This is a genomic window from Sinorhizobium sp. BG8, assembly GCF_016864555.1.
Lineage (GTDB): Bacteria > Pseudomonadota > Alphaproteobacteria > Rhizobiales > Rhizobiaceae > BG8.
Map to the genome: position 1 here is coordinate 3,287,033 of NZ_CP044011.1, position 20,371 is coordinate 3,307,403.

At 64.2% G+C, this 20,371-nt stretch carries 17 protein-coding genes and 1 pseudogene; 4 read left to right on the forward strand and 14 right to left on the reverse strand.

Annotated elements, in window-relative coordinates:
• Positions 1 to 10: 10 nt before the first annotated feature.
• From F3Y30_RS15515 to hemN, 6 genes are all read right to left on the reverse strand, one after another.
• Positions 11 to 1,039 (reverse strand): zinc-binding dehydrogenase, encoded by a 1,029-nt coding sequence (locus tag F3Y30_RS15515; RefSeq protein ID WP_203423608.1) that lies wholly within the window; start codon positions 1,037 to 1,039, stop codon positions 11 to 13.
• Between the two features lie 60 nt (positions 1,040 to 1,099).
• Positions 1,100 to 2,386: a beta-ketoacyl-ACP synthase gene (locus F3Y30_RS15520; RefSeq protein ID WP_203423609.1), complete on the reverse strand. Its 1,287-nt coding sequence runs from the start codon at positions 2,384 to 2,386 to the stop codon at positions 1,100 to 1,102.
• An 11-nt stretch (positions 2,387 to 2,397) separates the two neighbouring features.
• Positions 2,398 to 3,600, reverse strand: a complete 1,203-nt coding sequence (locus F3Y30_RS15525; RefSeq protein ID WP_203423611.1) for a beta-ketoacyl-ACP synthase — start codon at positions 3,598 to 3,600, stop codon at positions 2,398 to 2,400.
• A 2-nt stretch (positions 3,601 to 3,602) separates the two neighbouring features.
• Complete coding sequence (locus tag F3Y30_RS15530; RefSeq protein WP_203423613.1) at positions 3,603 to 4,085, reverse strand: 3-hydroxyacyl-ACP dehydratase FabZ family protein; 483 nt, start codon at positions 4,083 to 4,085, stop codon at positions 3,603 to 3,605.
• A gap of 135 nt (positions 4,086 to 4,220) precedes the next feature.
• Positions 4,221 to 4,505, reverse strand: coding sequence for an acyl carrier protein (locus tag F3Y30_RS15535; RefSeq protein ID WP_203423614.1), 285 nt, complete (start codon positions 4,503 to 4,505; stop codon positions 4,221 to 4,223).
• Positions 4,506 to 4,640: 135 nt separating this feature from the next.
• The gene (gene hemN, locus F3Y30_RS15540; protein WP_203423616.1) at positions 4,641 to 5,990 is read right to left on the reverse strand and encodes an oxygen-independent coproporphyrinogen III oxidase; all 1,350 of its coding nucleotides are present in this window, start codon (positions 5,988 to 5,990) and stop codon (positions 4,641 to 4,643) included.
• A 211-nt stretch (positions 5,991 to 6,201) separates the two neighbouring features.
• Between hemN and F3Y30_RS15545 the strand changes: the two genes are divergently transcribed.
• The gene (locus F3Y30_RS15545) at positions 6,202 to 6,927 is read left to right on the forward strand and encodes a Crp/Fnr family transcriptional regulator (RefSeq protein ID WP_203423618.1); all 726 of its coding nucleotides are present in this window, start codon (positions 6,202 to 6,204) and stop codon (positions 6,925 to 6,927) included.
• Between the two features lie 159 nt (positions 6,928 to 7,086).
• On the opposite strand, the gene cbiB is transcribed toward F3Y30_RS15545, so the two are convergent.
• The 5 genes and pseudogenes from cbiB to F3Y30_RS15570 all read right to left on the reverse strand — a co-directional run bounded on the left by cbiB (position 7,087) and on the right by F3Y30_RS15570 (position 11,704).
• Positions 7,087 to 8,070, reverse strand: a complete 984-nt coding sequence (gene cbiB / locus F3Y30_RS15550; protein WP_203423620.1) for an adenosylcobinamide-phosphate synthase CbiB — start codon at positions 8,068 to 8,070, stop codon at positions 7,087 to 7,089.
• Complete coding sequence (cobD, locus tag F3Y30_RS15555; protein ID WP_203423621.1) at positions 8,067 to 9,077, reverse strand: threonine-phosphate decarboxylase CobD; 1,011 nt, start codon at positions 9,075 to 9,077, stop codon at positions 8,067 to 8,069. Before cobD ends, cbiB begins: the two co-directional genes overlap by 4 nt.
• Positions 9,074 to 10,377 (reverse strand): annotated as a pseudogene (locus F3Y30_RS15560) (cobyrinate a,c-diamide synthase). The gene cobD and the pseudogene F3Y30_RS15560 overlap by 4 nt, the downstream one beginning before the upstream one ends.
• Positions 10,374 to 11,219 (reverse strand): uroporphyrinogen-III C-methyltransferase, encoded by an 846-nt coding sequence (cobA, locus tag F3Y30_RS15565; RefSeq protein WP_203423623.1) that lies wholly within the window; start codon positions 11,217 to 11,219, stop codon positions 10,374 to 10,376. Before cobA ends, F3Y30_RS15560 begins: the two are co-directional and overlap by 4 nt.
• Positions 11,216 to 11,704, reverse strand: a complete 489-nt coding sequence (locus F3Y30_RS15570; protein ID WP_203423625.1) for a cobalamin biosynthesis protein — start codon at positions 11,702 to 11,704, stop codon at positions 11,216 to 11,218. Before F3Y30_RS15570 ends, cobA begins: the two co-directional genes overlap by 4 nt.
• 336 nt (positions 11,705 to 12,040) lie before the next feature.
• Here F3Y30_RS15570 and F3Y30_RS15575 point away from each other — a divergent pair, with 336 nt between their 5' ends.
• The 3 genes from F3Y30_RS15575 (at position 12,041) to F3Y30_RS15585 (ending at position 15,449) form a co-directional block, all read left to right on the forward strand.
• A complete protein-coding gene (locus tag F3Y30_RS15575; protein ID WP_203423626.1) occupies positions 12,041 to 13,081 on the forward strand; it encodes a patatin-like phospholipase family protein in 1,041 nt (346 codons plus the stop codon).
• A 1-nt stretch (position 13,082) separates the two neighbouring features.
• A complete protein-coding gene (locus F3Y30_RS15580; protein ID WP_203423628.1) occupies positions 13,083 to 14,537 on the forward strand; it encodes a Na+/H+ antiporter NhaC family protein in 1,455 nt (484 codons plus the stop codon).
• 126 nt (positions 14,538 to 14,663) lie between these two features.
• Positions 14,664 to 15,449 carry a TSUP family transporter gene (locus tag F3Y30_RS15585; protein ID WP_246752758.1) on the forward strand — a complete coding sequence of 262 codons (786 nt, stop codon included), beginning with the start codon at positions 14,664 to 14,666 and terminating at the stop codon, positions 15,447 to 15,449.
• A 33-nt stretch (positions 15,450 to 15,482) separates the two neighbouring features.
• On the opposite strand, the gene cobO is transcribed toward F3Y30_RS15585, so the two are convergent.
• Genes cobO through cobN form a run of 3 tightly spaced genes read right to left on the reverse strand, consistent with a single transcriptional unit; the run spans position 15,483 to position 20,330 of the window.
• On the reverse strand, positions 15,483 to 16,115 hold the full coding sequence (cobO, locus tag F3Y30_RS15590; protein ID WP_203423632.1) for a cob(I)yrinic acid a,c-diamide adenosyltransferase: 633 nt from the start codon (positions 16,113 to 16,115) through the stop codon (positions 15,483 to 15,485).
• Position 16,116: 1 nt separating this feature from the next.
• Entirely contained in the window at positions 16,117 to 16,503 is a 387-nt protein-coding gene (locus F3Y30_RS15595; protein WP_203423637.1) for a GFA family protein, read from the reverse strand.
• On the reverse strand, positions 16,500 to 20,330 hold the full coding sequence (gene cobN, locus F3Y30_RS15600) for a cobaltochelatase subunit CobN (RefSeq protein WP_203423638.1): 3,831 nt from the start codon (positions 20,328 to 20,330) through the stop codon (positions 16,500 to 16,502). The genes F3Y30_RS15595 and cobN overlap by 4 nt, the downstream gene beginning before the upstream one ends.
• Positions 20,331 to 20,371 lie beyond the last annotated feature (41 nt).

Below are 20,371 nucleotides of genomic sequence, written 5' to 3' on the forward strand. Positions count from 1 at the left end.
CCGCACAGGGTCAGTCCAGCGTCAGTACGATCTTGCCGAACACGTTGCGCGTCTCCATGCGCTCCAGTGCCGTCGCGATGCCGTCGAAGCCAATCTGAGTATCGATGACCGGATGAACGATCCCGCGCGCCATCTTCTGCATGGCATTCGCCATGTTTTCCATGCGGCAGCCGAACGAGCCGAGCAGTTTCAATTGCTGCTGGAAGAGCATCATCAGGTTCATGTCGGTCGACACACCGGAGGTCGAGCCGCATGTGACGAGCCGCCCGCCCCGCTTGAGGCAGAGCATCGAACCGGCCCAGGTATCCTTGCCGACATGCTCGAAGACGACATCGACGCCCTTCTTCTTGGTGAGCTTGCGCACGACGCCCTCGAACCGGTCCTTCCGGTAGTTGATGACATGGTCGGCACCGAGTGCCTTGGCCCTCTCGATCTTGTCGTCGGAACCGACCGTCGTGATCACCGTGCAGCCGATCTTCTTGGCAAGCTGGATAGCCGCCGTGCCGATGCCCGATCCGCCGGCGTGGACGAGGATGGTCTCGCCGGGCTCAAGCTTGGCGTTATCGAAGAGCATGTGCTCGACGGTGCCGAAGGTAACGGGCGCAAGTGCCGCGCCGACGGCGTCAACGCCGGGAGGAGCCGGAACGAGCAGGCGCGCGGGCAGGTTCACCTTTTCCTGCGCGAAGCCGTCGAGATGGAAGCCGTGAACGCCGCCGACATGTTCGCAGAGGTTGTCACGTCCCTCGCGGCAGGGCTTGCAGAGGCCGCAGGTGCGCGCACCATAGATGGATACGAGCTGGCCGGGCAGAACATTCGAAACGCCGGGACCGATGCTGTCCACCACGCCCGCGGCTTCAGCGCCGATGACCAGCGGCATCTTGCGCTTGGCGAATGCCATGCCGCGCCAGCCCCAGACGTCGATGTGATTGAGCGCAACCGCCTTGACGCGAAGCGTCACTTCGCCCGGTCCCGGAGCTTCCGGCTCGGGGATATCGGTGATTTCGAGCTTGCGGTCATCGAGCAGTTGCAGCGCACGCATGGTGGTATCCTTCGCCTTCCGGCATTCTTCTTGTTACTGGCCTTGGTCCAATGCGACCGCTTATGCCGGTTCCGCCGTCATGACAAGGCTGGCGTTCTGCCCGCCGAAGCCGAAGGAGTTCGACAGCACGGCCGAGACCTGCTGCTCGCGCTTCACGTTCGGTACGACGTCGAGAACGATGGCCGGGTCCGGATTGAGGTAGTTGATGGTCGGAGGCAGCGTCCCCGTCAGCATCGTCTGTATTGAGAACACGGCTTCGACCGCACCGGCAGCCGTCAGGGTGTGACCGATCATCGACTTGTTCGACGAAACGGGGATTTTCGGCAATGCCTCGCCGAAGACGGCCGACATGGAGAGGTACTCCATCTTGTCGTTCTCGGGCGTGGAGGTGCCGTGGGCATTGATGTAGCCGATCGCACTCTCCTCTATGCCCGCGTCTGCGAGCGCCGCCCGGATCGTCGCGATCGCCGGTCCGCCGTCCGGAGACGAGCGGGTGCGGTGGAAATGGTCGGCCTTTTCGCCACAGCCCTTGAGAATGCCGAGCACGCGCGCGCCGCGAGCGACGGCGGACTCCAGCGATTCGAGCACGAGGGTCGCCGCCCCTTCCGCGATGACGAAGCCGTCACGGTCCTTCGTGAAGGGCTTCGAGGCCTTCTGCGGCGGGTCGTTCTGGGTGGAAAGCGCCGAAAGCAGCGCGAAGCGGATGAGCGCTTCCGCCGTGACCGAGCCATCCGTGCCGACGGTGAGGGCGCGGTCCGTTCGGCCCTGGCGGATCGCCTCGACACCCAGCTGGATGGCCGTGGCACCCGACGCACAGGCGGTCGAGAGCGTTACCGGCAGGCCGCGCGTGCCGTAGCGGTCCGACAGGCGCTCGGAGATCGCGCCGAACAGCCACGCCTCGTGGAGCGCGGGATCGGCCTTTTCGCGAAGCGCGGTCAGGAAACGCTCATAGGCGTCGCCCGGACGGCTCGACGGCGGAGCGCGGTCGGCAAGTGCAAAACGGGCGCTCCATTCGGGCTCGATCGGCGGTGCTGCGAGAAACAGTGGGCCGCCGAAATCGCCGGAAATGCCGGCCTGCGCCAGCGCCTCGTCCGTTGTCTCGCGCGCATAGGCATAGGAACGCTCGACCGGATTTTCGGTCGGAAGCTCGATGAAATCCACCGTTCCGGCAATGCGCGTATTGAGGCCGTCGACCGGGAACCGGGTGATGCCGTGGATACCGGATACGCCGCTTGTCAGCGCCTTCCAGTTGTCCTCAAGCCCCTGGCCCAGCGAGGTCACGACACCCATCCCGGTTACCGCGACGATGGGACGTCCGAGATGATCCCTGAAACTGGCTTTGCTCATTGGCCGGATCCTCAATTCTCTGCTGACAGCACGGCGACGCCTTCGCCGCGCGCGTGCCCAATGGTCGTGACGACGGCGGTGCGGGCCGGTGACTGCATCGAGGCCTCCGACTGCGGATCGAAGGCTGGAACCTTCGCGCCGCTGTCGAGGGCGAGCGCCGCGAGCGCGAGGCCCAGCGGAAACTGCGTTTCCAGCCCGTGCCCGGCAAAGCCGCTGTATCCGCGTACGGCCGCGCCATCGAAACGACGGTCGATCCAGGCGCGTTCGCGCTGCGTCAGTCCGTGCTGCCCCGATGCCCCCGAGAACACGACCGTAGAGGCGGGTTCAGTGGTGGCGCCGTTCGCCAGCTGGTCGAGGCGCTTTTCGAGCCGCCCCTCTTCCCGGGTGCCGCGGTCGCCGCCGATCGTGTCGATCGTCGCGTAGATGTGCGCACCCCGCGCTTCCGCATGGGCGCGCGATTCCAGGACCAGGAAGGCACCGAGCGTGCCGGTGATGATGCCGCCGCCGGCGTCCGGATCGCGGGACCAGAGCGGCGTCCAGTCTCCCGTCGCATGTGCCTGGATGGCCTCGTAGAGAAGGATCACGTCCTGGCGTTCGGCAACGAGTGCACCCCCGACGAGGGTATGGGTCGACTGTCCGGAACGGATGCGGAAATAGGCGGTCTCGACGGCGCTGATGCCGGACGCCTCCTCGCCCATGAACGTGCGCGACGAGCCGGTCACCTTGTGCACGATGGAAATGTTGCCTGCGAGAAGGTTCGAAAGCTGGGCGAGAAAGAGGGTCGGCCGCAGTTCGGTGGTGAGCTTCTCGTTGAGAAGCCTCTCCCGGTCGTTGCGCTTGAGCCCCTCATCGACGATGAGCGAATCGACGTTGATGTCGCGTTCGCCGCCGCCGGCGGCCACGATCATGTCCATCGTGGCACAGGCTTCCACATCGTCCTTTAGACCGGCATCGTCGAGTGCGAGGCCGGCGGTGAACACGCCGAGACGCTGCCAGTTCTCCATCTGGCGTTGATCGCCGCGCTTGGCGATCTGCTGCGACCAGTCGATCTCCGGCATGGGGTGCACGGGATAGGGCGCAAACCGCGTCGTGTCGATCCTGGTCTCCGGCCCCTTGGCCGCGGTCAGCAGCGCCCTGTGCGGTTCCAGCCCGACACCCTGGCACGTGACGATCCCGATACCCGTGACGACCACATCATTCTCAGCTTTCGCCATTCTCATACCCCTTCGCCGGTCGCAGCCAGCGCGTCAAACAGCCCCAATTCGCCGGCCCGCTTGCGCACGATATCGGCAAGCGGCACCTCTTCGAACGGTACGGTGCGAAGCTTGAGCTGCGCATCGCAGACCTTCTTGCCCTCGGAAGTGATCTTCGCCTTCGTGACGGCAAAGCCGGACCCGTCATGTTCGAGGAAGACCTCGATGTCCAGAACGGCCTCAGGCGCGACGAAGCTGCGCATCTTGGCGCCATCGACGGTCATCAGGAACGGCATGGCCGAGAAATTCGTGGCAGCCAGCACGAGGAACCCCGAGGCCTGCGCCATGGTCTCGATCAGGAGAACCCCCGGCACGAGCGGCATGCCCGGAAAATGACCTTCGAAAACCGGGCTTTTCGCCGGCACGACGGATCGGGCCTTGAGAACCTTGCGCTCGGCATCCACTGCCTCGACGCGGTCAATCATCTGAAAATATTCTAGCAACATTCTGGACGAGCCTCCGGCTGGACCCGGAAATCGAAAGGCCTGCCATCTCGGCAGGCCAGTGACAACTCGCGCCGGACACTCCGGCGCGACAGTGATGGCCGCGCGTCCGAGATGGACGATCGCGCGACCGAAGAATCAGGCCTTCGCCGCGCGAAGTTCGTCGATCTTGGAGCAGAGGTTCTTCAGCACGAAGTATTCTTCGGTGGAGACCTTGCCTTCGTTCACTTCCTGCGTCCACTGCTCGAGCGGGATCTTGATTCCGAACTCCTTGTCGATCGCAAAAACGATGTCGAGAAAGTCCAGGCTGTCGATACCCAGATCGTCGATCGTGTGGCTGTCCGGTGTGATCGTCTCGCGATCGATCTCGCTCGTTTCCGCGATGATGTCGGCAACCTTGTCGAATGTAGCAGTCACGCCCATACCTCATGAAATCAATAGTTGGGCGATCCTATAGGTAAATACGGCGGAAATGCCAATGGGTGTTATTGACATGACGCATTTTGGACAACGGGTGTTGCGCAATGGCATGGGGTGCCGATGTGCAACGGAGGGCCGTCAGACCGCTACGGAATGGCGCGCCGTCCCCTTGCCGAAGTGGGCGTCGAATCGCGATGCCACGGTGCGCGCGAAGGCCTGGCCCTTTTCAGTGAGCGCAAAACGGCCGCCGCCGAACTGAACCAACCCGTCCCGATCAGCACTGGCTATGGCTCTCCCTTCGGCAATGAGCGTGGCGGCCAGAGAGGGATGCGCGCGACGAAGACATTCGAGTCCGAAACCGAACTCGCACATGATGCGCTCTATGACCCAGGCCCGTGCGCGATCCTCGCTGGTGAGGGCATAACCGCGCACCGACGCAAGCCTCCCCTCGTTGACGCTTCTGAGATACTCGCCCGTCGCCGGCATGTTCTGGACATAGCCTTCGGGCAGCTGGCCGATCGCTGATGCGCCGAGACCGATCAGAGCGTCCGCCTGATCATCGGTATAGCCCTGGAAGTTGCGACGCAGCGATCCGTCGCGGGAAGCCGAGGCCAGCGGATCGGCCGGAAGCGCGAAATGGTCTATGCCCACGGCCTGGTATCCCCTCGCCACCAGCATCTCCGCTGCCATCGTCATCTGCCGGAAGCGTTCCGCCACGCCGGGAAGCGAGGCAGCATCGATCATCGCCTGGTGCTTCTTCATCCATGGCACATGTGCGTAGCCGAAAAGCGCAATGCGGTCCGGCCGCATCGAAACGACCGCTTCCACGGTCTCCCCGAGCGACGCCAAGGTCTGGTGCGGGAGGCCATAGAGGACGTCGCAGTTGACGGAGCGAACGCCGCGCGATCGCACTGCTTCCACCACTGCGCGGGTCTGCTCGAAGGTCTGCAAGCGGTTGATCGCCTTTTGCACCTTCGGGTCGAAATCCTGTATCCCGAGGCTCGCACGCGCCAGCCCGATTTCGGCTAGCGCATCATGGCGCGCCTCGTCGAGATCGTTCGGGTCCATTTCCACGCTGATCTCGGCATCCGTCGCGAATTGGAACCGTTCGGACAGGGAGCGCTTGAGCGCGATCATGTCCTGCGGCCTGAGCATGGTCGGCGATCCACCACCGAGATGGAGCGCCGTCACGGCTGCATCGCGCGAGACCATCCCGCCCACGGTGTCGATCTCGCGGAAAAGTCCCTTCAGGTAAGCCTCAACCGGCTCGTAGCGCAGCGTCTGGCGGGTATGACAGGCACAGAACCAACACAGCCGGTCGCAATACGGGATGTGCACGTAGAGCGACAGCCGGTTGCGGCCGCCCAGATTGCCGAGCCATTCGCGATACGTGTCCGGGCCGACAGATTCGCTGAAATGGGGAGCGGTCGGATAGCTGGTATACCGAGGAACGGGCGCCGAAAGGCGTTCAACGAGATCGTCGCGCATGTCTGTCTCCTTGCCGTCCCCAGCAAATATGAGGGACTGAGCCCTGCGCGTTTGATTTTGATCAAGTCGCACCGACAAAACCGGCGATAGAATTTAACAAATGCCAAGTAGCGTTGTTTTGCCGCGAGGCGGGGCGCTGTCGAGCGAATGCAAAAACGGGTACATTCAAATGACCGCAACAGGAAGCAGCACTCAGCAAGGAACACCGGATATGGACCTCCAGCTCGCAGACAGCCGTAGCAGCCAGATTCCACCCGTATGCATGAAGTGCGGCGTGCGCGGCGGTGGCGTTTGTGCGGCCCTGACGGCCGCGCAGCTTCAGGAACTCAACCGTCAATCGGCAAGGCAGCGAATCGAAGCCGGAACCGAGGTGGTGGGACAGGGCGAAGAGATCGGAACCTATGCCAACATCATGCAGGGCGTGGTCAAGCTCACGAAGATGATGGCCGACGGCCGTCAGCAGATCGTCGGCCTCCAGTTCGCACCGGATTTCATCGGCCGTCCCTTCCAGCGTGAAAGCACGCTCTCGGCGGAGGCTGCCACCGACACCGAAATCTGCAGTTTCCCGCGCGCCGTGCTGGAGCGCCTGACCGAACGGACGCCGGAACTCGAGCACCGCCTGCATTGCCAATCGCTCAAGGAACTCGACGACGCCCGCGACTGGATGCTCACGCTCGGCCGAAAGACGGCGCATGAAAAGGTCGCGAGCTTTCTTTATCTCATCGCGAGCCGAACCCACTGCGGCGATGGCGTGAAATCGTCCTTCGAGCTGCCGCTGTCGCGGGCCGACATCGCGGATTTTCTCGGCCTCACCATCGAAACCGTCAGCCGCCAGATGACCAAGCTGCGCAAGGACGGCACGATATCCATCGAGAACAGCCGCCACGTGACCGTGCCGAACATGGAACGCCTTGTCCGCTGCGCAGGAAACGAATGAAGTTCTTCAGACAAGCCTCTGGAATCAGACGAATTCACGTCCTTCGGCTAGCGACCGCCTGAGTCTCGTGGCGATCGGAGAGGCGCCTCCTCCGGTTCAGGCTGCTTTTGTCACGCACGCCGTGTGGCAAGACGCAGGCTCTCGCCCGTCAGTCGCGTCCTAGCAAAGAAGTGCGACCACTGCGGCCGCCAAAAGAACCATTGCCGCGAGCGCGGAACAGGCGCCGCCATAGATCGACAGCGCCCTGTCTATGTCGTTTGCGGTTGCGTCCGTCCGGCCCGAGGCATTGATCATCGGCTCTTCGACGCGGACACCGGCATAGATTCGCGGGCCTGCGAGGCCGATGCCGAGCGCACCCGCCATCGCCGCCTCCGGCCAGCCCGAATTGGGGGAGCGATGGAGCCCGTGGTCGCGCAAGGCAGTATCCACAGCCGTCCATGCCGCATTCATCGACGACACGAGCCGCGCCCCGGCAGCAATCAGCAGGACCGAGAGACGGGCGGCAGGAATGTTCGCGAGGTCGTCGAGGCGGGCCGATGCCCAACCGAATTCGAGGTACTTCTTGTTCTTGTGGCCGATCATCGAATCGGCGGTGTTCAGCAGCTTGTAGGCAAACAGGCCCGGCAACCCCGCAACCGCATACCAGAATGCCGGCGCCACGACGCCGTCGGAAAAGTTTTCCGCAAGGCTTTCGATCGCGGCGCGGCAGACACCCGGACCGTCAAGGCTCGCCGGATCGCGCCCGACGATCATCGAGACCGCGTTGCGCCCCCCATCTAGCCCGCCCGTGCGCAAGCCTGTCGCCACCGCGCCGACATGGTCGGAAAGGCTCTTCTGGGCAAGAAATACAGCAACCAGGGCGACCTCGATGACGGTGCCGACCAAACCCAACAGATCGAGCGCCGCATGAACGAGGTAGCCGAGAAAGGCACTGGCCGCGAGAAGCACGGCGATAGCGGCCGCACCGTTGAAGCGGCGAAGGTCCGCCGTCATCCGCTTGCCGTTGAACGAACGGTCGAAGGCTGCGATCGCCCGACCGAACCAGACCACCGGATGGGTGATCCGGTTCCAGAGTTCCGGCGGATCGCCGACCACGCGATCGAGCAGAAGGGCCGCGAAAAGAATGAGCAGCGACTCGGTCATCTGATTGCGCCAATGGTTTCAAGCGCGCCGGCGAGACGATCATCGTCCTTTTGACCAGGAGTCAGGCCGAAGCGCAGCCAGCGGGGAGCGTAGTCGAAACGTCGCACGAGAATATGCCGTTCGCACAACGCCTCGTGAACGTCTGCCGCTTTGCCGTGATCCACGAGCGTGAAGAGCTCGGTGCCACCCGCAATGGTGAGCCCCGCACCGGAAAGCACATCGTCGAGCGCGCGCTTGCGTTCGGCGATAGAGGTCCGGATCGCCCTGGTATCGCCGCGCATGAGCGCCGACGCGACGGCGAGTGCCGGACCCGACACCGCCCAGGGGCCGAGCCAATCTGCGAGTTGGGAAAGAACTTTTCCCTCTCCGAGAGCGAACCCGAGCCGCAATCCTGCCAGCCCGAAGAACTTGCCGAAGGAGCGAAACACCACGAGACCGGGCAAGGCGCCCGCGCGGGGGGCAAGGGCATCTTCGGGCCGCATGTCGCCGAACGCCTCGTCGACCAGCAGCATCCCGGACCACGAGCGCATGCGGTCGTGCAGCGCCAGCAGTTCCTCGGCGGCAAAGCGCCTGCCGTCCGGATTGTTCGGATTGACGACGACGACGAGGCCATGGTCGGCAGTTACCGCGTCGAGGGAGGCGACGGCATCGACCGGCACGCCGGCATCTGCGAGGACCCGGCCATACTCGCCGTAGGTCGGAGAGAGGACGGCCGCACGCGTTCGGTCGAGCAACAGGCGCGGCAGAAGCTGGATGGCGGACTGGGTTCCCGGAACGGGTAGAGGCAAGCAGTTTTGCGCGCCGTAGAAGCCGGCCGCCGCCCGGCGGGCGTCCTCGACCCTATGATGGTCAGGCAACCTGTGCCAGGCATCGCCTTCGATGTCGGGAAGCAGCGGCGGGCATGGATTGATTCCCGTCGACAGATCGAGCCAGTCCTGCGGGCGGCCGCCGAAAAGCGCCGCGGCGGCAGTGATCCCGCCGCCGTGAACAATGCGGGGCGCGCTCATGACGTTCCGGCCGCAAGATCGATCAGGTGCATGTAGGAGCCGGAGACGTTCGCGCGCCGCAACCCCGCCGGCCCCAAGTCGGCTCCGGTGGCATCCCGTACGGAAAAGAGCCGGTCGGCGGCACCTTCCGAGACGACCGTCGAATAGTGAAACTCGTGGGCAGTCATCGGGCGGTCAAAACCGGAACCGGAAAGGGGCGTGAGCCTCCGGTAGCCGAGGTGCCGCCGGCGCTCGGCAAAGCTGGTGACAAGCGGAAGCAGCCCGAGCATGCGGTGGCTTGTGCCGTCCGCTGATATGATCGCCTCTCCCAACGTCATGTACCCGCCGCATTCCCCATAGATCCGCACACCCCGCGAAGCTGCGTCCAACATCGATTGCCGGAAATGTCGCGCATTTTCAAGAGTGCCACCGTGCAACTCCGGGTAGCCGCCGGGCAAATACACAGCTTCGGCAAAACGGTCCGGCCCCTCGTCGGCAAGTGGCGAGAAAAAGGAGATTGTGGCGCCCTGCTCTCGCCATCCCTCGATAAGGTGCGGATAGGCAAAGGCGAAGGCGGTATCCAGCGCGACGGCAACATGCTGGCCGGGGGGCGGAAGACGCGGAACACTCGCCGGCCCGCTTGCAATGACCGGGGGGCGGCCAAGCCAACGAGGGCATCGAGCGTGCAGGTTTCAGCCATCACCGCCGCCGCATGGGTAATGAACGCTTCGAGTTCCCGATGCTCTCCCGCCTGGACCAGCCCGAGGTGGCGCTCGGGCAAGGCCAGCTTGGCGTCTCGGCCGATCGCGCCGAAAACCGGCATTCCAATGCCATCGAGCGCGGCGCGCAACATCGCTTCGTGGCGCGGGCTAGCGACCTTGTTGAGGATCACGCCCGCTACGACCACGTCCGCCCGAAACTCAGCGTAGCCTTTCACCAGGGCGGCGATCGAATGCGAGAAGCGCGAGCAGTCGACGACGAGGACGACGGTGAGGCCGACGAGAGCTGCGAGATCGGCGGGCGAGCCGGTTCCGTCCGCGGCAGCATCATGCAGCCCCATCATGCCCTCGACCACCAGCAGCCGATTGTCGGAGGCCTCGGCAGCGGTAGCGAGGAGAAGCTCCGGTCGCATGGCCCAGGGATCGTAGTTGATGCAGGTGCTGCGGCTTGCTGCCGTGTGGTAGGCAGGGTCGATATAGTCCGGTCCCGCCTTGCCGGGGGAGATGGCAATGCCGCGGTCCGCGAGAGCCCGCAACAGTCCGAGCGTCACCGTCGTCTTGCCCGACCCGGAGAAAGGTGCAGCGATGAGCAGTCCTCTCATGCCTGATCCTTGAGCGCGCGTGACCCAAGAGGGTCCGCGGCGAGCTTCCGGCCGCCCTCGAGTGCGCCCAGCCAGTCGAGCGAGGCGCGCAGCCTTACCACCTCACCGACCACGACGATCGCCGGGGGCTGTAGTCCGGCAGCCTCAACATCGGCTTCGGCCCGCCCCAGCGTCGTTTCCAGAACTTTTTGCCGCGGGGTCGCGGCATCACAGACGAAAGCGACGGGTTCTGCGGCGTCACGGCCCGCAGCGATCAGGTTACCGGCGATCCGCCCGATATGCTTCATCGCCATGTACATCACGATCACAGGCGAACCGGCTGCGATCGCCTGCCAGTTGATCCTGTCGGGGATCTCGCCCGACGAGTCATGTCCCGTCAGGAAGGTGACGGCATGATTGACTTCGCGGTGCGTCACCGGAATTCCGGCATAGGCGAGCCCGCCGATCCCTGCCGTGATACCGGGAACGATGCGGAAGGGGATGCCGTGCTCGATGAGTGTCAGCGCCTCCTCGCCTCCTCGCCCGAACACGAACGGATCGCCGCCCTTGAGCCGCAGCACACGATTGCCCGCCCGGGCCAGTTCCACCAGTCGAAGGGAAATGTCCCGCTGCTTCGGCGAAGGTTTGCCGCCGCGCTTGCCTGCGAACTCGAGCGTGCAGCTGCTCTTGGCGAGCGCCAGGCAATCGGAATTCACGAGTGCGTCATGGACGATCACATCGGCCTGGCGGAGCGCGTTCGCGGCATGCAGTGTCAGCAATCCGGGATCGCCCGGCCCCGCTCCGACAAGCCAGACGCTGCCTTTCGCAAGTTCAGGAAGGGAGGAGAAAAGATCGCTGCTCATCGTACTGTCCCCTCGCCATCAGTTGAATCCGAATGCAAGGAAGCGGATTCACCTTGTGAGGAATTCTCTGCAAACAATTGATCGGACTCCGCAATCGCAGCCGTCGCATGTGGCGACCTGATCTTCGTGACCGCGAGGCGGCCGCTCGGGCCGCTGGCAGCAAGAGCTGCGCCCTCGGCCACCCCATGGCAGCCCGTATGGGCGAAGACGACCGTCGAGGGACTGGCAAGCCGCGAGGTCTCCTGCTCCAGGCGCGCGGCGTCGAATGTGATGAACGGAATTCCGAAATGTCCGGCTGCCGCACGCATCGCCGGTTCGTGCGCTCGGGTATCGAGGGAAGCCACGAGGCTGAGATCGGACGGGAGGAAACCGCCCTGCATCAGCGCCTCCTCGGCCAGCGAGATCACCTCCGCCGCGTCCGTGCCCCGTTCGCAGCCGAGGCCGAGAACAAGCCTCGCCGGTCGCCCATTCCTGGCCTCAATCATATCTGCCTTCCGTCCCCGTCTTGCGCGCGATCCGCATGCGAGGCACGGCTCTCGGCCGCCTGCCCGACAGTTCCGGTTATGGGCCCCCTGCATGGGTCGGCCCGCACCGGACATCTTTCGGTCCACAAACGTGGACACCGTCGCATGTCCTCCATGTTTACCGGAGGGCAGAAAGCCGGTCAAACCGGATTGCGGCAAGAAAGATGAGCGAATGCGCCATCGCGCACCGGCGACATAATGCTGCACTGCAGCGGAAATGGTTGCAGCCGCGAAGAAATCGACTAATGATGGAAACACGCATGCGGAAGGCAATCACGTTCTGTTCGGAGATTGGACTTGGCAAAAGCTGTAAAGACTTCGCCCCGCAAGCAGATATCTGTCGACCTTGCCCTGCAAGGGGGCGGTTCGCACGGCGCCTTCACATGGGGTGTCCTCGATCGCCTCCTCGAGGAGGAAAGGCTCACGATCGAGGCGATTTCCGGCACTTCGGCCGGTGCCATGAACGCAGCGGTCCTGGCTGACGGCTATCTCGACGGCGGCAGGGATGGTGCGCGGGCAGCGCTCGAGAAATTCTGGAGAAAGGTGTCGCACGCGGCCCGCTTCAGCCCGCTACGGCGCACGCCACTCGACGTGCTCTTCGGACGATGGACGCTCGACCATTCGCCTGCCTATTTGATGATGGACATGGTTGCGCGCGTGGTCTCTCCCTATCTGCTGAATCCGGAGGGAGGCAACCCGCTCTCCGACATCCTTGACGAATGCATCGACTTCGAGCGCCTGGCCAAGTCCTCGATCCGGGTCTTCATCACCGCCACCAATGTCCACACAGGTCGCGGACGCGTCTTCCGGAACACCGAACTTACCGCCGATGTCCTGCTCGCCTCCGCCTGCCTGCCGACGCTCTATCACGCCGTCGAGATCGACGGCGAATCCTATTGGGACGGCGGCTTCTCCGGCAATCCCACGCTCACGCCGCTGATCGAGGATTCGGCCGCGGAAGATACGATCCTCGTTCAGATAAACCCCGTCGAGCGCCGTACCGTTCCGAAGACGGCCCGCGACATCCAGAGCCGTCTGAACGAGATTTCCTTCAATGCGGTCCTTCTCAAGGAGCTCCGGATGGCTGCCATGTTGCGCAAGGTCGCCGATCCCGGATCGGAAGAAGGCGCACGCTGGGCGTCGATGCGGCTGCACCGGATTGCCAGCGACGTCATGCTCGACCTCGGCCATTCATCGAAACTCAACGCGGAGTGGAACTTCCTTGCAAAACTGCGTGACGACGGGCGCGCCGCGGCATCAGCCTTCCTTGATGCCCACTCCGAAGATCTGGGGCACCGATCAAGCCTCGATCTCGATTCACTGACGGACCTCGACTAGCGTGGGCCTCCTCGGCATAGTCGCGGGTCTCGGCACGCTCGTGGCGCTCGCCTATCGGGGCTGGAGCATCCTGCTGCTTGCGCCGCTTTGTGCATTGATCGCCGCCGCCTTCGGCCGCGATCCGCTGCTTGCGAGCTGGACACAGACCTTCATGGGCAGTGCGGCGGGGTTCTTCGCTCAGTATTTCCCTCTGTTCCTGCTGGGTGCACTGTTCGGCAAACTCATGGAGGATAGCGGATCGATCAGGGTCATATCGAGAACCCTGATGGAGAGGCTCGGGAAGAAGCGGGCGATCGTTGCGGTGGTGCTCGCCGGCGCGATCGTCACCTATGGCGGCGTCAGCCTTTTCGTCGCTTTCTTCGTGATCGCTCCGATGGCCGAAGACCTTTTCCGCCGTGCCGGTATCCCTCGGCGACTGATGCCCGCCGCAATCGTTCTGGGCACCTCCACCTTCACCATGTCGGCGCTCCCCGGCACGCCGTCGATCCAGAACGCAATACCGATGCCCGTCTTTTCCACGACGGCATTCGCGGCACCAGGGCTCGGCACCATCGCCGCCGTGATCATGGCGGGCTTCGGCCTCTGGTGGCTTGGCCGCGTCGCGCGTGCGGCCCGCGCAAAGGGTGAGGGTTTCGGAGCCGGCGAGGCTCCGAATAGCGGTTCCCTTGCCGCAAATCCGAAGCTGCGTGAGCACGCGAATGCGGCGCGCGAATTCGACCCGGCCGAGATCGCCCGCGGCCAGTCGGCTGCGACGCCCCCCTCCTTCGTCACGGCCGCACTCCCGCTGGTGGCTGTCATCCTGGTCAATATGACGATGTCGCTCTGGCTTTTGCCAACGCTCTCTGCCGACTATCTTTCGCAGGCGCGATGGGGCAGCACGACACTGCAGGCGGTAGCGGGTGTCTGGTCTGTCGTCACGGCCCTCGCGCTCGCAATTCTCCTCGCCGTCGTTCTGAACTATCGTCGCCTTCCGTCGCTGCGCGAAACAGCCGATGCCGGCGTCAACGCCTCGGTGATGCCGGCCGTCAGCGTCGCGAGTCTCGTCGGCTTCGGCGCGGTGATCGCGGGCCTTCCGGCCTTCGGCGACGTCAGGGAATGGGTGCTGGGCATCGGGGGCGGGCCGGCCGTTTCGCTCGCGGTCGCGACAAACATTCTCGCAGCCCTCACGGGATCCGCTTCGGGCGGCCTCACAATTGCCCTCGACGCACTCGGACCGACCTTCGTCGAGCGGGCCCAGGCGGTCGGCGTCGACCTCGCGCTTCTGCACCGGGTCGCCGTGCTCTCCGCAGGCACGCTCGACACCTTGCCCCACAACGGTGCGGTGATTACGCTCCTCACGGTCTGCGGGACCGGCCACCGGGAGAGCTATCGCGACATTGCGATTGTCAGCATAGGCGGCGCACTGCTTGGCCTTGCCGCCGTCCTCGTTCTCGGGTCGGCATTCGGCTCGTTCTGACGATCAATTGCGAACCCATCGCATCGCTCCACGGCGCGAGCGATGCGATGCCCGCTTTGCTTTGCGACGAACATCTGCCAAAGAGGGGGCCACTCGTCGCCGCTTCCCCCTTTGAGTTCTCCCGCCTTGCCTGAAATCGCCTTCCAACTGCTTCTGCTGCTCTTTGTTGCCGCCTTCATTGCCGGTTTCATCGATTCGATCGCCGGGGGCGGCGGGATGATAACCATCCCCGCAATGCTCCTTGCCGGCATTCCCCCGCTCCACACGCTCGGCACCAACAAGCTGCAGTCGTTGTTCGGTTCCGGGTCGGCGACGCTCGCCTATTCCCGCGCGGGACACGTAAATCTCAAAGAGCAGCTTCCCATGGCGGCGATCTCGGCGATCGGGGCGGCGTTCGGCGCAATTCTCGCAACGGTGGTTCCGGCCGACGTATTGAAGGCGGCGCTGCCATTCCTGCTCCTCGCGATCGCCCTCTACTTCGGCCTGAAGCCGAACATCGGCGACAGCGACAAGCATCGCCGCATGTCCGAGTCGCTTTTCACGCTCACGCTGGTCCCGCTGATCGGTTTCTACGACGGCGTCTTCGGACCGGGGACCGGATCGTTTTTCATGCTTTCCTTCGTTTCCCTTGCCGGTTTCGGCGTGCTCAGGGCAACGGCACACACAAAGCTCCTGAACTTCGGCTCCAACATCGGCGCCTTCGCAGTCTTCCTCCTCTACGGCGTGGTGCTATGGAAAGTCGGCCTCGTAATGGGCGCCGGTCAGTTCCTCGGCGCCCAGGTGGGCTCACGCGTTGCGATGCGGATCGGAGCGAAGGTGATCAAGCCGCTGCTGGTCGTGACCAGCATGGCGCTTGCGGTCCGGCTGATGGCCGACCCGTCCCATCCCCTTCGCATATGGCTCGGCTGGTAGGCGGGCCGAAGGTGCCGGGCTGACGCCTGGCCCTCAGAACTCGACGCCGATCTGCGCCTTGATGCCAGAGCGGAACGGATGCTTGACCAGTTCCATCTCCGTCACCAGATCGGCAACCTCGATAAGTTCTTCCTTGGCGTTTCGCCCCGTCAGGACCACATGGGTCATGTAGGGTTTCTCGTTCTTGAGAAAGTCGACCACCTCGTTGACGTCTATGTAGTCGTAGCGCAGAGCGATGTTAATCTCGTCGAGCAGCACCATCGAATTGGTTTCGTCGCGGATCAGTTCCTTGGCCTTCTCCCACGCCTTTTGCGCCATCGCTACGTCGCGGGCACGGTCCTGCGTCTCCCAGGTAAAGCCCTCGCCCAACGTGTAGAACTGGCAGAGGTCGCCGAAATGCTTCTCGATGAGGTCGCGTTCGCCGGTGGCCCAGGCTCCCTTGATGAACTGCACCACCGCGCAGGGCTTGCCGTGGGCGATGTGGCGGAAAATCATGCCGAAGCCCGCGGTCGACTTGCCCTTCCCCTTGCCGGTGTGAACGATGATCAGGCCTTTCTCATCGGTCTTGGTGGCCATGATCTTCTCGCGCGCCTGCTTCTTCTTCGCCATTTTCTCGGCGTGGCGCGCAAGGTCTGCCTCGGTCGCTGTCGTCTCGTTCTCGGCCATCTCAGCCCTCCCGCTTCGGCAGGTCGTCCTGGCAGTGAAGCCAGGAGACCCGCTCGTTCCAATACCAATGCTGTGAAATCGTGACACCGCTCGCATCGTCGAGCGCGGCCACGTAGAGGTCGATTTCGCCCGGCCGTTCCTCTGTCTCGTAGGTCATCGGCGAACCGCAATTACCGCAGAAGCCGCGCCTGACGCCCGGCGACGAGGCGAAATGACGAAGCGTTTCGCCTGTAAGGACCACATCCGATCTCGCCGCCGAGAGGAAAGTCGTGACCGGCGACGACGTCGCGCGCCGGCAGCTCTCGCAGTGGCAATGCCCTGCGCGGATGACAGGACCCGAAAGCTCCACACGCAGGGATTTGCACAGGCAGCGACCGGTGAGTTTCATTGCGCTGCCCTCCCCCCCGTGGCAAGCGCTCCGAGCTCGAAGCGGGCAGAGTTCGACAGGGGCGTCCATAGTCCCCTGTCGATGGCCTCTACGAGCCTCTCCGACATTTCGGCGAGCGCCGCCGGGTTCTTCTCGGCCATGAAATCGCGTACCGCGTCATCCAGGACATAGGCCCTGTATACGGCTTCGAAATGATGGTGTTTCACCGCGCCCGTCGTTGCCGCGAAGGCGAACATCAGATCGACGGTCGCCGCCAATTCGAATGCGCCCTTGTAGCCGTGGCGCATCACGCCTTCGATCCACTTCGGATTGACCACCCGGGCACGCACGACCCGACCGATCTCGTCCTCGAGCGTGCGCACGACAGGCTTTTCCGGCCGCGAATGGTCGTTGTGATAGATGACCGGCTGGACGCCCGTCAGATGCTCGACCGCGGCGGCCATGCCGCCTTCGAACTGATAGTATTCGTCGCTGTCGAGAAGATCGTGCTCGCGATTGTCCTGGTTCTGGATGATTGCCTGAAGGCTCTTCATGCGTGCTTCGAACCGGGCACGCCACTCGCCCTCGTCCCGGTCGCCGGCATAAGCATGCGAGCCCCAGGCAAGGAACGCTTCCGCAAGGTCGCCTCGGTCCTTCCAGAGGCCCTCGTCGATCATTGTCTGGAGACCGGCCCCGTAGGTTCCGGGCCGCGCACCGAAGATGCGGAACCCCGCCTGGTCTGCCGCCTCCGCCGCCTCGACCCCGTCAGCAGCAAGAGCGGCTGCCTCGGACCGCATGCGCGCGGCGATCGGGTTGTCGGAGCCGTCTTCATCGAGTGCGCCGATCGCCCGGACAGCCCGGTCGAACAAGGCGATCTGCTCCGGGAAGGCATCGCGGAAGAAACCTGAAATGCGCAAGGTGACGTCGACACGCGGACGTCGCAGCATGGCCGGCGGAATGATCTCGTATCCGGTGACGCGTCGGGAAACCGTGTCCCAGACGGGCTTCGCGCCAATCAGCGCCAGCGCCTGCGCAATGTCGTCTCCGCCGGTGCGCATGTTCGAAGTCCCCCAAGCGGTAATGCCGAACGAGGTCGGCCATTCGCCATGGTCCTGCGCATAGCGCGTCACCAGCAGTTCCGCGGATTTCTTGCCGAGCTCCCAGGCGGCCGGCGTCGGCACGGCGCGGCTGTCGACGGAATAAAAGTTCCGGCCGGTCGGCAGCACGTCGGGACGGCCGCGCGTCGGCGCGCCCGAGGGGCCTGGCTCGACGAAACGGCCGTCGAGACCACGCATCAACGCCGCGATCTCTGCAGCGCCGCAGGCCTTGATCGAGGGAATGATGATGGAATGGACGTTGGCGAGCACCGCGCTTGTGGCTTCCCACCCTGCCGGGCACGCCATTTCGCCAGAGACAAGCTTTGCCGCCAACAGTTCGATGCGCTCCACGGTATCTCCAGCCGTGCGCCAGGCGGCATCGGACTGGGCCGAGAGAATTTCCGGTTTCGCCCCGTTCCAGGGATCGGAAAGGACGCTATCGAGCGGATCAAAGGCCTGCGAGTGCGGGCAGCCGGAAAATGCGTCGGCGGCGATCGCGCGTTGCAGGCTCGAATCCCCGCCTTCGCCCAAAGCGCGCGGCACCCGCGCAAGTGCAAGTGCAAGCTCGGTGAGCAGGCCGCCGGTCGGCGAGACGCCGAAGACATGCAATCCGTCGCGGATCTGCATCTCCTTCAAGTCGCAGAGATAGGCATCGAGCTTCTGCAGCGCCGCGGTTTCGCCGTCGGATTTCGCGATGCCGGCGTCGTGGTCAAGCCCAATGTCACGGACGAGCTCGAGGATCTGTTTGCTCAAGAGCTTTATGCGCCGCGGATCGCCACCCGACGCGTCGTAGTATTCATCGACAAGCGCCTCGAGATCCTTCAACGGGCCGTAGGTCTCGGCGCGGGTAAGCGGCGGCGTCAGATGGTCGATGATGACGGCACCCGAACGGCGTTTCGCCTGCGTGCCCTCTCCCGGGTCATTCACGATGAAAGGGTAAAGGTGCGGCGTCGGCCCGAAGACGGCTTCCGGATAGCAATCACTGGAAAGCGCCAGCGCCTTGCCCGGAAGCCATTCGAGATTGCCGTGCTTGCCCATGTGCACGATCGCATGCGCGCCGTAGATCTGGCGCAAGTAGGCGTAGAAGGCGAAATAGCCATGGGGCGGAACGAGATCCGGGGAATGGTAGGTTTCCTTCGGATCGATGTTGTAGCCTCGCGCCGGCTGGATGCCGACCAGCGTGTCGCCGAAGCGGGCGAGCGGCAGCGCGAACATGCCGTCCACCACGAATGGGTCGTCTTCGGGAGCGCCCCAGCGCGCCGACACCCCTTCCTGAATCAATTCGGGAAGAGACGCGAAGAAGTCCTTGTAAAGATTCAAGGACAGCGTTTCACGGATCACGCGACCGTCGCTCGCCGAATTGGTCGGGCCGGCCATCAGGTGGGCCATCAGCGCGTCGCCATCGAGGGGCAGGTCCGCAACCGCATAGCCCGCCGAGGCCATCGCCCGCAGCACTTCGAGCGTCCCGGCGGGCGTATCGAGGCCGACGCCATTGCCGAGCCGCCCGTCGCGGTTCGGATAGTTGGCCATGACGAGGGCGATACGGCGGGCATCGGGTGTGGTCCGGTGAAGGCGCGCCCAGTTGACCGCCAGCCCCACCGCAAAGCGGATGCGATCCCCGACGGGATCCAGCCCGACGATGTTTGCCTCCACGCTTTCGTCATACCTGGCGGCAGCCTTGAACGAAACGGCCCGCGCAAGCACTCTTCCGTCGACCTCTGGCAGGGAAACGTTCATTCCGAGATCGCGCGCCGTCAGGCCCTGCCCGGAATTCTCCCAGGCGTCGCGGGACGACCCGGAAAAAATGATTTGCAGCACCACTGCGCCGGTCTCGTCAAGTACTGTCGGCTTGCGCTGGCCTCCCGGCGCAGACACCGCGAAGCTGGTGGCGTTCAGCACCACGTCCACACGTGCAGTCTTGAACGCCGCGCGCACGACCTCGATCGAATCCGGGTCCTTCAGACTGGAAACGAAGACCGGCAATGCGCGCACGCCTTCGTCCGCGAGCGCCTCGATCAGCATCTCGACAGGACGCGTCTCCCCGCTCTGGACATAGGCGCGGTAGAAACACAGCGCGACCGTGGCGGGCGCCGGATCTGCGGCACCGATTTGCCCGTCGCCCGGAGCGACAGATCCGCCGACGGGTTTGCGGCGCGTTGCCTCCGGATCGGCGAGCGAACGCCACCGTTCAATTCCCACAACGCCCTCGCCTGGCCACCAGATCCCCGCCTTTTCAAGGGGCGTAGCCGGCTCGGGCTTCGGGTCTCCGCCAACCAGAGCGTCCGCATAGGCGAGGAAGCGCGCGGCATTCTCCGCGCCACCCTGGTTCAGATAGGCCCAAAGGCGCGCGCGATCCTCCCCGTCGATGCGGTTGAACGGCAGAAGGCCGTCGTCGGGCCGGTCGTCGCCGGGAAGCGCGACCATGGCAATGCCATGCGCGACCGAGGCCGCGTGCAACGCTTCCAGCACGTAGCGGAAATAGCTCGCTCCGCCGAGGGCGCGCACGATGATCAACCGGGCGTGCCGTGCCGTTCGCTCGACATAGGTGTCGACAGACATCGGATGGGCGAGCGCCGCAAGGCTTGCGAGCCGCAACCGCGTCGTGCCGTCACGCCCGCGGTGCGCAGCGGCAATCGCAGCAAGCTCGGTGTCCGCTGCAGACAGAAACAGGACATCTCCCGGCGTCTGGCCGAGGTCGATCGCCTCTCTTCCGTCGGCGATTGTGCCTTTCTGGGCTAGGAGAAGATGCATGATCCCGCTCCCGCAAGCATGCGAGCCTTGGTTTCCCTGTG